Genomic DNA, 14,477 nt, shown 5'->3' on the forward strand with positions numbered 1-14,477 from the left:
CTACTCCTGTTCCGCTGTAAGGTGCGGATCGACGCCATGGGTGCCCTTAAGCGATCGCCAAGCGGTGACGAGCCCAGCCAAGGTCAGCAAACCAAGACATGGGACGATGATAACAAAGGCTTTCCATGTGTTGAACTGGAGGATCATTGTTTGATCATTGTAGCGATGCAAATCCATGCCGCTGAGACCAACCCGCCATGTCATTAAGCCTGCCATGATGGCGAGCAAGATGCAGCCAATGGCATCGAGGATATTTTTAAAGGCTTGCGGCGCTTTAAGGGTGAAGAGGTCGACAATCACATTGCCTTGTCTGAGTTGGCAATAAGGCAAGAAACAAGCGACCGCGATGGCGCAGCCAATCTCAACAATTTCAAAGTCGCCAGAAACGGGCGTGTTAAATAGATAGCGGCCCAAAACACTGATCACTGTTGTCAACGCTAAGGCGATAAGCACGGCCGCACCGATTAGGGCCAACACCCAGCATAGCTTTTCTAGAACACGCACAGCCCCATGCTCGTTCTTCAATGATTGTGTCTGCACCTTGTTCCCTACCCAAATAAAAACCCGACCGCGGCATGATGTCCGCGATCGGGTTTAAGTTCAACTGATTCGATGCTTAGTTTGAATATTTATCCAAAAGAGCGTTTGCATCATCAAATAAGGCTTGTCCGTCAGAGCCTTGATCAGCAATCCATTTATCCGTCACAACTTGAGTTTTCTCTTTCAAGATCGCGATTTCAGAATCGGCCATTCTATGAACAGGGTTGCCTTTCGTATTCACAACGGAAAGGCCCGTATTTTCTGCATCATCCCAAATTTTACCAGTGCTTTTCGCCATGGCAATGCCAGAATTATCATCAATGATTTTCTTCAAGTCATCAGGCAAAGCGTTGTACTTATCTTTGTTCATGGCAATCACGAACACAGCTGTGTAGAGGCCACGTGCACCCGGTGTTTCCGTGTGGTTTGGCGCAAGGTCTTGCACTTTAAGCGGTGGTACGATTTCCCAAGGGATCACGGCACCATCAACAACGCCTTTTGACAAAGCTTCCGGCAATGCTGGAACAGGCATAAAGACAGAGGCTGCCCCCAACGCTTCCATTGCTGTACCGATGCCACGGTTTGGTGCACGAAGTTTCATGCCATCAAAATCGGCGGCTGTTTTGATTTGCTTTTCACGTGTGTGGATTACGCCACGAGCATGTGTGTGGAACCAAAGCGGTTTTACGTCAGCAAATTCTTCGGTTGCATATTTTTCATAAAACTCTTGAAGCGCTTGCGATGTTGCTTCTGCTGAGGAAACCATGAACGGCAGCTCATAGGCTGCAATACGCGGGTAACGACCGGCAGTGTAGCCAGGAAGTGTCCACACGATGTCAGCAACGCCGTCACGTACTTGGTCCATAAGCTGCGGCGGCTTACCGCCAAGCTGCATACGCGGGAAGATAGTCATTTTAATACGACCACCAGATTCTTTTTCGATCTTCTCAGCCCACGGTGCCAAAACTTTAGCATGTGTGTTGTGCTTGTCAGATAAGAAGTGGTGAACCCGAAGGTTTACTTCTTGCGCCATTGCGCCAAAACTGGCCAATCCAAGCGCTGAACCCACGAGAGCCGACAGCCCTAGTCGTTTCAAATTGAACATCATAATTTTTCCTCCCCAAAATGTCTAAACCGTGTTTTGAGTCAAACACACAACGAATAATCCAGCAACTAGTTTTTTTTGTAACTAATTGGGGCCTCGTTGCAACACTCTTGCATTACCTAGGGTAAGCGTAAAGAACCTTGAGTGGATGGAAAGAAATTAGCGCGAAAGGGCGACGACTTCTCTATTGGCCCTGCTTAGGCGGTCTGACATCAGTTGAATAATATAAGTATGGAAAATACCGGCTTGTGCTGGATGTTGTTTTTGCAGATTTTGATACGTCTGGACGCTCAATTTGCATAAGGTGCATTCTTCTTTTGCTAAGGCTGTTGCGGATCTTGCGGCACCTGTGAACAAGGCCATTTCGCCAACCACAGCACCAGCGCGCATGGTGCGCACCGACAAGCTGTCTCCGTCGCCAAGGTCGATACTGATATTGAGGGCACCCTTCAACAGGAAGTAAAGCGCATCACCGGGATCACCTTGCTCGAAGAGCATTTTGCTTTCTTCAAGCTCAACAATTTCACCGTAGTCAAGAATAAGCTTTGAGGTGAGCTCGTCGCCCAAAATGCTCAGTGTGAGAGCGGCGATATCAGCAGTTCCCCCTAGATTATTTCCTTCAAACGTTTCCAGTCGTTGGTCATCCATCCATTCAATGCCACTATTAATGTCATCAAAAAACACGACGCGGTTGCCGGCTATTTTAATGTCTTCAAGATTTTGAAGCTGTTTCGTAATTTTATAAGAGCAGCCTGTAAGGATAAGGGTGAGATCAGCGTTTGTGCAAAGTTGTGCAAGTTTTGAAAAGCTGTTCGCGGCTGACGTGTCGAGGGCGTCCACTGCGCGAAAATCTATGAGGACGTAGCGAAGATTTTCTTGATCAGACGACTTTAAAAGCGCTTTCACTTCATCAACAAAGCGACTGGCTGACCCGAAAAATAGGAAACCTTGTAGGATGAAAATTTCGCAGACGCCCCTTTGGCTATCCAAGAAGGCTTGCTCTTGCGGATGACGATCCACTGAGCTGCTGAACTCATCAGCCTTTAACTGGGATCTCACGATGCTAAGCCGACTGTATTGGTGGACGAACAAGAAGATCGCCATGACAACACCAACCGCGATGCCTTCTAAAATGCCGAAGTTTATCATCACAGCCAAAATGACCAAAACCACAAGATAGTCACCCAGAGCCACCTTTTTACGCAGATCCCAAACCCACACAATCAAAAGACCGCCACCGCTAAAGAGCAGGACGCTGCCTAAAACAAAATTAGGTATCCAAGTAATGAGGGAGGGGCCAACGGCGATGGCGGCGAAAACGATCAAGCTGTAAGCCACAACCATAATATGGTTGGTGCCACCAAGCTTATGGGAAACAAGCACGTCAGATACACTTTGGAAGGTGAGCGGGCTGCCAACAAAGCTGCCGATTACATTTGTTTTTCCAGCGGCGACCAATTCCCTGTTCGGGTCCATGTCCTTGTTCAACACAACTTCAATGCCTGAGACATCAAGCAGCAACATGATGATGCTGAGGAAGACCAGTACGGCGATTGCGCCTGCTTGTTGCGTGATAGCTGTCCAGTTAACCAGCGCAAAATCTGATGGGACAAGGGGCGGGAAAAAGGTGGCAGTTGCAGATGGTGTTGGGGGAAGCCAATGATGCAATGTTGCTTCGCTCATTGTCGTATCTGTTAAGAACAAAACACCATAAAACACGCCGCCCGCAGCAAGCATAGTCAATGGCACGACAGACCAATGTTTTAGTTTTTTGTCGAGGCCATAAAGAAGGATGCCGACGATGACGACAGGCAATAATAAGGTGAGCGTCTTTTTAGACGTCATATAATCGAGCAAAGTTTCTTCACTGTGGCCGCCAAGCCCGACGTTCAACCCACCGATAATAAGCAAATAACCAAGGCCTGCGAAAAAGCCACCCATCACGGGGTAGGGGATGTAGCGCACCAAACCGCCAAGTTTAGCGCGGCCAACCCCATACATAAGTATGCCGGTTGCAAGGGTGGAAATCAGAATGGTGATCATCACCGTGATGGCAATTGTTTTTGCGTCTGCACCGCTCATGGCAGAGACGATGCTGACACCCATGGCTGCAAAGATGGGAGCCTGCGCGCTGCGCGGCCCGCCTATATTCGCTTTGTAATCGCTGAATAGCGGGAGGGAGAGTGCTGAAAAAAGAGTGGAAATTAGGAATATGCCAACACCAGCAGATAGCTCGCTGGAAAGAGGGCCAGAAAATATCAAGGCGGCGATGGATAAAGCTGTCGCAATGTTGAGAAGGCCTAATACCAGCCCTGCCATGAAATTTGGCGTTACACTCCGGCCCCAATTTTGCCCATGCTGAGTCGTCTTGCCTTCAATTGACATGCTTGATTTATTCCTGGTGGCATAATTGCCTAAAATCTAAAGTATTCGCAGCTATTGTGCCGTAGTAATGAATTGTTTCCTGATATAATCAAGTGCAGATACGTGAAGCTATATAATTGGCAAAATCATAGTTTGGCCGTTCTAAATGAGAAAGTGGGCCGGGCTTGGCCAATCCAGAGCTAAGACCTTTATAGACCTTCTCTGTGCAATGCTTATCTTCCTGATTAACGCGGTCGAGCAATTCTTTGGTATCAGCCAGCATTTTTTCAGCTTCTGGGTCACCGATAAAATCGGGGCTCATCCCACCACCATATTGGATGCGGACTTTCCCAGTTCCTATTGGATGAAGGCTCAAATACCAAAAATAGCCAGGTGTCAGCGTGATCATAAGGCTTGGGTAAAGACAAAAGAGATAAGTGGTCAGGCGCCGTTCGCCCGTGAGCTTTTTGTTGTCGGGGTGCGCGACGGATAATTTAAATTCTGGGTCTTTTAAAATGGTGTGATAGTTGAAATTGGGCGGGCTTGCTGGGCAATCCATTTTTTCAAGATCAACCGACCAACCAACAGTACCAGCATGGCAAACAGGAAGGTGGTAACTCTCGATGAAGTTTTCTGTCAGCACTTTCCAATTGGTATCCCAAATATGGGTTTCGCAATAAGTTTGCTGATAATCCTCCATCCCATAATCGCTGATCATGTCTTCAAGCCCTATTAGGCTTTCGGCAAGGGAAGGTGCATTTGGATTAAGCGTCACCATGACCCAGCCTAAATAGGTTTCACACCTGATTTCAGGCAAGTGCATTTTGTCTTTGCAAAAGGCTTCGTTGAGCGTCATGCCCGGTGCACTGCGCATACTTCCATCTAAATTATATGTCCAAGCATGGTAGGGACAGACGATTGCTTTCGTATTGCCGGTTCCTTCCAATAGTGTCGACATGCGGTGTAAGCAAACATTGGATTGGGCGCGCAATGTACCGTCGTGGCCTCTGATGACCATGATGGGTTGGCCTGCAATCTCTAGCGTTAGATAGTCTCCAGTATTTGGCAATGTTTCGGCACGTCCCGCACAAATCCAATCTTTGCGAAAAATATGCTCAAGCTCTAATTCGAGAAATTCTTCAGACGTATAAACACTTGTCGGCATGGCATGGGCGCGCTCGAAAGGGACAGCGACATTCGCCCTTAGCTCTTCAACAGCACTGGTTGCTTTGTGGTGCATGTTCATGGGGTTCGCCTCCTCAGGTCTGCCTGTTGATTAAAGTGGCCTTTTGATTTTGCAAGACGTCCGTTTTTTCAGCAAATCAAATGTTGTTTTATAGAAGTAGTTTGCTTGTTTGAGTGTCACGTGTAACGTCATTCTATCCATTTTAAACCAAAGCCTCCACCAATGTTTATAGAAAGCTTTATATGAGCGCCCTTTTTGAGGAAATTGATTATTGCCCAACGCCCATCGGCGCGATCAGTCTGCGCCGTCGGCGTGTTTTGTCGTTAGATCAGGATGTTTATGAGGTTATTTTGGGTGACGAGCATCTTATGTCGAGTTTGTTCACGGCATCTGAAGTGGCTCTTTCAAAACTAGGGTTGTCGGCTTTAACAGGCTCATCACTTGATGTGGTGGTTGGAGGGCTAGGCATGGGGTATACGGCCGCCGCTGCTTTAGAAGATGAGCGGGTGGCTTCCCTCCAAGTGGTTGAGTTCTTGGATCCGGTCATCAGATGGCATCGCGACCATCTCATGCCATTAACGCCGCCGTTATCCTCTGATCCGCGTTGTTTAATCCGCCAAGGTGACTTTTTTGAACTTGTACGCTCTGAAGGCGGATTCGATAACGAACAGCCAAAACGGAAGTATGACGCAATCTTAGTGGATATTGATCACACGCCTGATTGGTTGTTGGATGAACGCAGCCAAAGTTTTTACCATGTTGAAGGTTTGCGCGCGATTGCGAGCCACTTGAAGCCGGGGGGTGTTTTCGGTTTGTGGTCAGACACGACAGAAGATCCAGATTTCACCGCGCGATTGGCGCAGGTGTTTGATAAAAGTTGGGCAGAGCCTGTGACATTTCCTAACCCGTATCTTGGCAATACTTTCACGCAATGTGTGTATCTAGCGCAATAATAACTGAAAATAAGTTATTATTAGTATTTTAGCTTGAATCAAGTTAAATAAATACCGGCTGGCCGTTTGGTGGCGAAAATGACTAATTTTTGATCAAAAAATAAATACTCACCCAAATGAACAGCTGAAACGGAACTTGCATCACAAATTTTGAATTGGTAGGGTCCGGCCAGACCAGGGCATTAGGTTCTGGTGGGAGGACGTATTTGCGTGGTGCTGAAATTGGTTGCCTAAGGGGCTCAACTAAGTAACTCGGGAATTCCAGTGTTGGCATCAACCACTCAAACACGTTCGTAAGTATAAAATGACCCTATCTATCATTCTGATAACGTAGGGTATTCGGAGGGAATTATATGGAACGCCGCAATTTTCTAAAAGGCGCCGCTCTTGCAGCTGGTGCAACAACACTTGCAGCTCCTGCAATCGCGCAGAGCTCAAAAGACATGGTAATCGTGTCCACATGGCCACGGGACTTCCCAGGTCTTGGTATTTCAGCGCAGCGCTTTGCCGCTCGTGTTGCTGAGCTAACTGAAGGTTCAATCAACGTTCAATACTTCGCTGCTGGCGAACGTGTTGGTGCGTTTGACTCGTTTGATGAAGTTGCATCAGGCAACTCACAAGCATACATCGCTGCTGACTACTACTGGAAAGGTAAGCACCCAGGTTGGGCTCCTTTCACAGCTGTACCATTTGGTCTTACATACACTGAAATCGACGCTTGGATTAAATACGGCGGCGGTCAACAGCTTTGGGACAAAATTGCCGGCGAATTTGGTTTGAAAAACCTCGCAGTTGGTAACACAGGCGTTCAAATGGGCGGTTGGTTCAACAAAGAGATCGAATCTGCAGACGACCTTAAAGGTCTTAAAATGCGTATTCCTGGTCTTGGTGGCGACGTTATGGCGAAATTGGGTGCTTCACCTGTTTCACTTCCAGGCGGTCAAATCTTTGAAAACCTTGTATCAGGTGCGATCGACGCGACTGAGTGGGTTGGCCCTTACAATGACTTCTTCATGAAGTTCTACGAAGCAGCTAAATACTACTACTGGCCAGGTATGCACGAGCCAGGCTCACAGCTTGCACTCGGCATGAACGGCGCATGGTGGGGTACGCTTACTAAGACTGAGCAAGCCATCATCGAAGCTGCTGCAAATGAAGAAAATGCACGTCAAATGGCTGAAACAAACGCCAACAACGGTGCATTCCTCACTAAGCTTCAAAAAGAGCATGGTGTTGAGCTTCGTGAATTCAACGATGATGTTTATGACTCATTCGGTGAAGCTGCTGCTGAAGTTCTTGAAGAAGCGCGCGATCACAGCCCGCTTTCAAAAGAAATCTACGACAGCTTTATCTCTGCTCGTAAAGACATCGGTTCATGGACTGCGATTTCAGACGCTGCGTACGTCATGAAACGGAACCGTGTTCTAGGTCTCTAAGGTCTGATTTTCAGACAATAGAACTGACATAAAAATGCGGGGCGGTTGTAATGCCGTCCCGTTTCTAATTGAGTATTTGTAATCGTAATGATTGGTTATGGGGAGGGCTAGCATGGCTGCTGAAGGCAATGCTTCCACGATGGATGCAGCTGAAGAAACATTGGTAGAGGCTACGCCCGCCGTTGCTATTCGGATTATCGGCTGGACTGTGTTAAGTCTAATGGCCGCTTTTTTAATAAATGTCGTATTGACGTTTTGGGGAGGCTGGCCTGGTATCGGACAATTGTTCGGTTGGCTCTCAAATGGCGATGGGTCAACAGCCCAATCTGCTATTCAACTCGCTCTTTATTTTATCTCTATCGCCGTTGCTATTGCTTTGGTCACCAAGACCAAATCACGCACTCTGCGCGATGATGAGAAATTGACCAACGACATTTGCGCCTTTGTAATCCGTGCTTGCTTCTGGATTGTTTTGCTTGTCGGTATGGTCGATATGGTTATTTCATTCCTTCGAGTAGAAGGATTGTTGGCAGGTATTGTTGGTGCTGATTTGACGGGCGATTTGGGCCGGTCTCAGTTTCGCGGCCTGTTCGTCCATACACCACTTGTGGTGCTTGGCATCATTTTGGGGAAAATGACCCGAACACTTGGCTTCCATTGGTTAGCTCTTTTGGTTGTGGGTGCAGAACTCTTAATCGTGTTCTCCCGCTTCGTGTTTTCTTATGAACAAGCCTTCATGGCCGACCTTGTACGTTTTTGGTACGGCGCTTTGTTCTTGTTTGCTTCTGCTTACACACTTCTTGACGATGGTCATGTGCGCGTTGACCTGCTCTATGCAGGCTTCCGTCATAAGACCAAAGGCAAGATCAATCGCTGGGGCGCTGTGTTCCTCGGCATTCCGCTTTGCTGGACAATCTTGCTCATGGGCATGTGGTCTAAATCCGCAGTGATTGTTAGCCCAATCCTTGTGTTTGAAGTGACGCAGGCCGGCTTCGGTCTCTACATCAAATACTTCATGGCAGGGTTCTTGGGCATTTTCGCGGTGTCGATGATGATCCAGTTTGTCAGTCAGTTCTTCGGCGCCACTGCGGATACCCGCGGTGAAGCTGGTGGTCGGGTCACCGGCCACGAAGTCATGTAATTTAGTTTGAATACGTTTTAAGGCATCTCCTGTTATGGAACTTTTATTCCTCCTCCTTTTGGTTGTTTTAATGGCATATGCGCTAGGTTCTGGTTATCCAGTAGCCTTTGCATTGCCTGGCTCAGCAATTTTAACAATCGCCATTGCAGCCCTCAGCGGCTACTTGTTTGCAGGGGATGCTGATGCATTCTTTGCGCAAGATGGTCCCGTCCAGTGGCTCAGTGCCGGCGTTACAAATCTTCGAGGGGTTTATTGGGAACCCGAACGAGATACGCTGATTGCGATCCCGCTCTTTATCTTTATGGGCATTATGCTCCAGCGTTCTAAGATCGCTGAAGACTTGCTCGTAACGATGGCGCAGCTGTTTGGCCCAGTTCCTGGTGGTCTTGGTATCTCAGTTGTTCTCGTGGGCGCATTGCTTGCTGCAACAACAGGCATCGTGGGTGCGACCGTGGTTGCTATGGGCTTGATTTCATTGCCAGCCATGCTGAAGCAGAACTATTCAAAGTCTCTCGCGACAGGCACAATTGCTGCCTCGGGTACACTTGGACAAATCATTCCTCCTTCTATCGTATTGATCATTCTTGCTGACCAATTGGCCAGTGCGGTTGACCAAGCCGATGCATCGCGTAAGGCGCTTTATAAAGCGTCTACGGGTGAGCTGACTATGCCGTCAGAGTTCGGCGTTATCTCAACATCAGCGGGTGATATGTTCCTCGGTGCTTTGGTGCCAGGCCTCGTTCTTGTTGGTCTTTATGTGCTTTACATTCTTGGGTTCGCCCTACTTCGTCCAAGCCAAGCGCCTGCTGTTGCTTATGACGGAAAATATGACCGCAAATTTGCTGGTCGTGTAATGCTTATCTTGATCCCACCTCTTACACTTATCTTCCTTGTTCTTGGTTCAATCATCGGCGGTATCGCGACTGTGAACCAAGCTGGTGCGATTGGTGCGGCTGGTGCTATGGTCATGGCGGGCTATCGCCTGTTCCCTGATCAGCGAAACACTTTCTATCCAGCAATATTGACCTTGGTTGCAATTGTTGGTCTTGGGTTCGTGCTTTCGAACTTCACAGTGAATGTAAAAAGCATCAACACATCTACAGATCAATTCGCTTTGATCCTTGCCATCATCTTCGTCACGCTTTTGGTGATTGGGATCGTTTGGAGTGGATGGCGTACCTTGAAAATTGAGGACACGCTGCGTGAGGTGATGCTTGATACAGCGAAAACCACATCGCTTGTTTTCATCATCCTGCTTGGTGCTGCTATGCTAACAGCTGCATTCCGCGCTTTCGGTGGTGAAGAACTCGTCAAGCATTTCCTTGAGGGTATGCCTGGTGGTTTCTGGAGTAAGTTTATCATCGTTATGTTGGTGATCTTCGTCCTTGGCTTCTTCCTCGACTTTATTGAGATTGCCGTTGTGGTGGTTCCAATCGTAACGCCGATCTTGCTTGCTGATCCATCAGCAAACGTGACGGCTGTGTGGCTTGGTGTGATGATTGGTCTTAACATCCAAACATCATTCTTGACCCCGCCATTTGGTTTCGCGCTCTTCTATCTCAGAGGCGTTGCACCTGCGGTTGTTAAAACGCTTGATATGTATAAGGGCGTTGTTTTCTTCATCGGTTTACAACTTATGGCGCTTGTCATTGTTGGTCTAAACCCATCTTTGGTGAACTACCTACCGAACCGTTCATCCCTCACATCAGATACGGCACCGCCGCCGCTTAACCCTGCGCTTCAATATTGCATGGAACAATATGTTCACGGCCAATTCCAAGCCAATGGGGATGAGCTGCGTCAGTCAATCAAAACTATCCAAGGTGTTGATCTGTCTTATCTTCCAAAGAAACTCCGCAAGGAATTGGAAGAGGCATTTGAAGAAGCAAATGGTACCTTTGGTAAAATGGACGATATCGTTAGTACCGAGGCTAAGGTGAAAGCAGAAGCAGACGGCTTCCGCCCGATCCACACTTTGGTTCGCGGTATCGAACGTGACATTCGTGTTCTTGATGTTGAAATCAAACAATCTCAGCAAAACCTTCAGCGTGCTCGCGGCAACGAATCTGTGATCACAACAGAAGAAGCCAATATTGCTCGCCTACAAGGTGAAGTGGATGAGTTGAAGAAACTCATTCCAGCTGAATGGGATGATGCGCAGAAAACCTATGGTGAGCTCACCAAGGCAGAGCGTACAGCACGGGCGCAATATCGTCGCTCAGTTGATAATGCCGCTAAGCCAGTACAAGAGGCAATTGCCGAATTTGAAGGAACACAAGCCTTTATTGATGCAAAAGCGAGCATGGATAAACTTGTGGCTGATCTTTCTGGTGCTGACAATGATGCTGCAATTGATCTTATCAAAGCTCAAGAACAGACTTTGAAAGCAATTGAAGGAACAAGCGATATTCGCAAGCTTCTTGCTAAAGGCCGTCGTGCTATGAAAGGTAAGAAAGCAGATCGCGAAAAGGGTGATGCTTTCATTACCGAAGCGACTGAAACCTTTAATGGTGCCGTTGTTTGGCGCGGTAAAGCAGCAAGTGAACTGTTGCCAGCATTGCAAAGTTATGAAGCATCAATTGCGAATACAATTGCCCTTCGTCAGCAAAAACGCCTTCCACGCGAGCAAGCGCTCTATGTTGCTTCTTGTAGTTCTGGTCACCGCGATATTGGTTTGAACTTCTAAAGTTTAAGAACCAGAAAATTTAAATCAGGCGGGGCAATTGCTCCGCCTTTTTTGTTTGCGCCAATAACTTCTTGCGTCAAAGCAGGGCGCTCCCCTAGTGTATCGATTGTTGTTCTACATGGTGAAATAGGGGCGCGTCTTGAGCCAAAAACATATTGCAATTGTTGGTGCCGGCATTGTTGGTATTTCAACCGCCATCTGGCTTCAAAGAGCAGGTCACCGTGTCACTGTCATTGATCGTGAAGGACCGGCCGCTGGAACCTCTTATGGCAATGCTGGTATCCTTGCTGCAATTGCAATCGTGCCCGTTTCTGTTCCTGGTATTTGGAAGAAAGCACCGGCTATGCTGCTCGATCCAAAGCAGCCCTTATTCATCCGTCTTTCTCATTTGCCAAAAATGGTGACCTACCTCTGGCAGTTTTTGAAGAACAGCCGCAATGATCGGGTCAACCACATTGCCTCCGCCTTAACATCAATGATCCAAGATAGTGTTCAACAACATCAATCACTAGCAAATGGAACAGGTGCTGAGCGTTTCATTGAAGCGGGTTCTTATGTGTTTGGCTATGACACCAAAGCTTCTTACGAGAAGGATGCTTATGCATGGCAGATAAGGCGCGAGCAGGGTTTTGAATTTGTTGAAATGGGGCCAAAAGAGATCGCTGCTTATGACCCCTCGCTCATAGGGCGGTTTGGTTTTGCTGTACGCTGCCTCAACCACGGCCACATCACGGACCCTGGCGCCTATGTCAAAGCGTTGGCAGCGCACATGGTCCAAGAAGGCGGCGTTTTACAAATTGCGGAAGTGCAAGATATAGAATGTGAAAATGGAGAGGCCCGCCGGTTGATAACAACTGAGGGGCCAATTGAGGCCGATCACGTTGTTGTAGCTAATGGGGTCTGGTCTGGTGACCTTGCCAAAAAGCTCGGTGTGAAAGTCTCATTGCAAGCTGAACGCGGTTATCATGTTGAGTTTGTAAACCCATCTATCAAACTCAAAGGCCCAACAATGGTAGCGGCTGCGAAGTTTGCAATGACACCGATGGAGGGCCGACTGCGTTGCGCTGGCATTGTTGAATATGCAGGCATCGACGATGCGCCAAGTAAGGTGCCAATCGACCTTTTAATGTCTGAAACAAAGCGCATAATGCCGGAGCTTACCTACGACAGGATCGACACATGGATGGGGCGTCGTCCTTCAACGGTCGATTCACTCCCTTTGATTGGTCCTGTAAACCAAACGCCCAATGTGTGGACAGGGTTCGGCCACCAACATATCGGCTTAACCGCTGGACCAAAAACAGGGCGGTGGCTTGCTGATATGATTTCCGGCAAGAAACCGAATATTGATTTGTCTGCTTTCGATGCCAACCGATTTAGCTAACGTGCCCAAACTACAATATCCCAGCTCCTTTTGAGAGCCGGGATACGGGAGAAAAACTCCAGTCTTATAGTATATTTACCTGCTCATTGAGCAGATAGTACCCCCCAAAAAGAGTGGTAACCGGAAATGAAAACCAAAATATATGGTCTATCTCCCCTTCCGATGAATTTGATATATGAAATTAATGTGCATCAAGATGTGACATAATGCACACTGCGACGTTCTCCTGAAATTAATTCAACTTGAGGAGAATTTGGGATCGTGAGAACCTTTCTATTGAAATGCCCAAGACAGAGAAAAGGGATGCATAATGGCCTATCAACCCGCTGATCATGACGGTGAGAATGACACGCTTCATGCGCCAATAAGTGCTGATGGGTATGCGCAAAAGGGGCAGGAGTATCTTATCCCAGCCCGTCAGGGCCGTGCCGTTAAACTTCGCCAAGGTGAGGTGCTAGAGATCACCAACCCTCAGGGCAATCAGGTCTGTGATTTTTTCGCTCTTACCCTCGAAAGCTCCGCCGAGTTTTTGGGTATGGAACAGTGTCGCACATCACTTGGGCGGGTCTATGTGAACCAAGGCGATATCCTTGTGACCAATCGCAGGCAGCCATTGATTGAGATTATCGAAGACACCTCACCAGGGGTGCATGATATTCTAATCGCCTGTTGTGATTTACCTCGTTACCGAGACCTTGGCGTGAGCGATTATCATGATAATTGCGCCGACAATTTCCGCATGGCGCTTACCGCGATAGGCATTACGCCAACCCATGTGCCAAGTCCGTTCAATATCTGGATGAACATTCCGGTGAAAGAAGATGGTGCCTATTCTTGGGAGGCTCCCGTTTCAAAGGCAGGCGATACTATATCGCTGAAAGCACTTGCCGATTGTGTTGCCGTCATGTCTGCCTGTCCGCAGGATTTAACACCCGTCAACGGCGTTGGTGTTCAGCCAAGTGAGTTGATGTTTCGGGTGGTCTAGCGCTTTATTTTTTGGCGCCGCTGCCGAACCACTTTTTAAACCATGCCTGAATGGTGCCAAGAATACCGCTGCTTGTCGCCTCAACTTCTGCACGAGCAGCTGCTGCGCTGTCGGTTACGTCGTCCACCATGTCATCAATGTCTTCCAACACAGGATCAATGCGCTTGGCTTTAAAGCGAAGGATTGTGCGGATAATGAAGAACAGGATGATTGCTAGAATGATGAAGAAGATGATGTTGAACCATGGGATCAAAAACGCGTCTGGCCCGTCAACTTTCTTTACACTCACCGCGTTTGGATAAATTGAGAAAATGGGGATGCGCCATCCATAATGTTTAACCGCAACCCAGCGCTTATCTTGTTTTGCAAGAGACTGTGCTTCCGCTGTTAAGTTGCCGCTATCAAACTTGAAATAGGGCGGCCAGCTCCACTCGGTGTCTTCATTGCGATAAACATAAGGCTCACCATTTGGCAGCTCTGCATTGACGAAACGAACATCGCGTGTCGGTGTGTTTGTCGATTGGCCAGCATCAACCGATGCCCAGAAAATGCGGGTCCAACTGTCACTAACATCGACGCGTTTAACTTCGGTTCCGACGATATGAACAATGTCACGTTGTGGCAGCGTATAGTGCAGGAAGCTTAGAACGATAACGGCGAGAAGGGCGCTTGCAATCCATTTTATATAAGTCATATT

At 47.9% G+C, this 14,477-nt stretch carries 11 protein-coding genes; 6 read left to right on the top strand and 5 right to left on the bottom strand.

Annotation, left to right across the window (positions count from 1 at the left end):
- From ABJO30_05800 to ABJO30_05815, 4 genes are all read right to left on the bottom strand, one after another.
- On the bottom strand, window positions 1–540 hold the full coding sequence (locus ABJO30_05800; protein MEP3232321.1) for a TRAP transporter small permease: 540 nt from the start codon (window positions 538–540) through the stop codon (window positions 1–3).
- A gap of 76 nt (window positions 541–616) precedes the next feature.
- On the bottom strand, window positions 617–1,648 hold the full coding sequence (locus tag ABJO30_05805) for a TRAP transporter substrate-binding protein (GenBank protein MEP3232322.1): 1,032 nt from the start codon (window positions 1,646–1,648) through the stop codon (window positions 617–619).
- Between the two features lie 156 nt (window positions 1,649–1,804).
- Entirely contained in the window at window positions 1,805–4,030 is a 2,226-nt protein-coding gene (locus tag ABJO30_05810; protein ID MEP3232323.1) for a SulP family inorganic anion transporter, read from the bottom strand.
- 88 nt (window positions 4,031–4,118) lie between these two features.
- Window positions 4,119–5,255, bottom strand: a complete 1,137-nt coding sequence (locus ABJO30_05815; protein MEP3232324.1) for an SRPBCC family protein — start codon at window positions 5,253–5,255, stop codon at window positions 4,119–4,121.
- Between the two features lie 182 nt (window positions 5,256–5,437).
- Here ABJO30_05815 and ABJO30_05820 point away from each other — a divergent pair, with 182 nt between their 5' ends.
- From ABJO30_05820 to ABJO30_05845, 6 genes are all read left to right on the top strand, one after another.
- Complete coding sequence (locus tag ABJO30_05820) at window positions 5,438–6,148, top strand: spermidine synthase (GenBank protein MEP3232325.1); 711 nt, start codon at window positions 5,438–5,440, stop codon at window positions 6,146–6,148.
- Window positions 6,149–6,501: 353 nt separating this feature from the next.
- Window positions 6,502–7,584: a TRAP transporter substrate-binding protein gene (locus ABJO30_05825; protein MEP3232326.1), complete on the top strand. Its 1,083-nt coding sequence runs from the start codon at window positions 6,502–6,504 to the stop codon at window positions 7,582–7,584.
- Between the two features lie 112 nt (window positions 7,585–7,696).
- Window positions 7,697–8,725, top strand: a complete 1,029-nt coding sequence (locus ABJO30_05830; protein MEP3232327.1) for a TRAP transporter small permease subunit — start codon at window positions 7,697–7,699, stop codon at window positions 8,723–8,725.
- 70 nt (window positions 8,726–8,795) lie between these two features.
- Window positions 8,796–11,411, top strand: coding sequence for a TRAP transporter large permease subunit (locus ABJO30_05835; GenBank protein MEP3232328.1), 2,616 nt, complete (start codon window positions 8,796–8,798; stop codon window positions 11,409–11,411).
- Between the two features lie 139 nt (window positions 11,412–11,550).
- Entirely contained in the window at window positions 11,551–12,795 is a 1,245-nt protein-coding gene (locus ABJO30_05840) for an FAD-binding oxidoreductase (protein ID MEP3232329.1), read from the top strand.
- Between the two features lie 310 nt (window positions 12,796–13,105).
- Window positions 13,106–13,780 (top strand): urea carboxylase-associated family protein, encoded by a 675-nt coding sequence (locus ABJO30_05845; GenBank protein ID MEP3232330.1) that lies wholly within the window; start codon window positions 13,106–13,108, stop codon window positions 13,778–13,780.
- 4 nt (window positions 13,781–13,784) lie between these two features.
- Here ABJO30_05845 and ABJO30_05850 read toward each other — a convergent pair whose 3' ends face one another.
- Window positions 13,785–14,474, bottom strand: coding sequence for a DUF1523 family protein (locus tag ABJO30_05850; protein ID MEP3232331.1), 690 nt, complete (start codon window positions 14,472–14,474; stop codon window positions 13,785–13,787).
- Between the last annotated feature and the right edge of the window lie 3 nt (window positions 14,475–14,477).

It is taken from the genome of Hyphomicrobiales bacterium, assembly GCA_039973685.1.
Taxonomy (GTDB): Bacteria; Pseudomonadota; Alphaproteobacteria; order Rhizobiales; family JACESI01; genus JACESI01.

Excerpts from the sequence above, each read along its gene's own strand:
- ABJO30_05835 (MEP3232328.1), top strand. The coding sequence starts at position 8,796 with ATGGCATATGCGCTAGGTTCTGGTTATCCAGTAGCCTTTGCATTGCCT.
- ABJO30_05810 (MEP3232323.1), bottom strand. The coding sequence starts at position 4,030 with ATGTCAATTGAAGGCAAGACGACTCAGCATGGGCAAAATTGGGGCCGG.
- ABJO30_05815 (MEP3232324.1), bottom strand. The coding sequence starts at position 5,255 with ATGAACATGCACCACAAAGCAACCAGTGCTGTTGAAGAGCTAAGGGCG.
- ABJO30_05805 (MEP3232322.1), bottom strand. The coding sequence starts at position 1,648 with ATGATGTTCAATTTGAAACGACTAGGGCTGTCGGCTCTCGTGGGTTCA.
- ABJO30_05830 (MEP3232327.1), top strand. The coding sequence starts at position 7,697 with ATGGCTGCTGAAGGCAATGCTTCCACGATGGATGCAGCTGAAGAAACA.
- ABJO30_05820 (MEP3232325.1), top strand. The coding sequence starts at position 5,438 with ATGAGCGCCCTTTTTGAGGAAATTGATTATTGCCCAACGCCCATCGGC.
- ABJO30_05850 (MEP3232331.1), bottom strand. The coding sequence starts at position 14,474 with ATGACTTATATAAAATGGATTGCAAGCGCCCTTCTCGCCGTTATCGTT.
- ABJO30_05825 (MEP3232326.1), top strand. The coding sequence starts at position 6,502 with ATGGAACGCCGCAATTTTCTAAAAGGCGCCGCTCTTGCAGCTGGTGCA.
- ABJO30_05845 (MEP3232330.1), top strand. The coding sequence starts at position 13,106 with ATGGCCTATCAACCCGCTGATCATGACGGTGAGAATGACACGCTTCAT.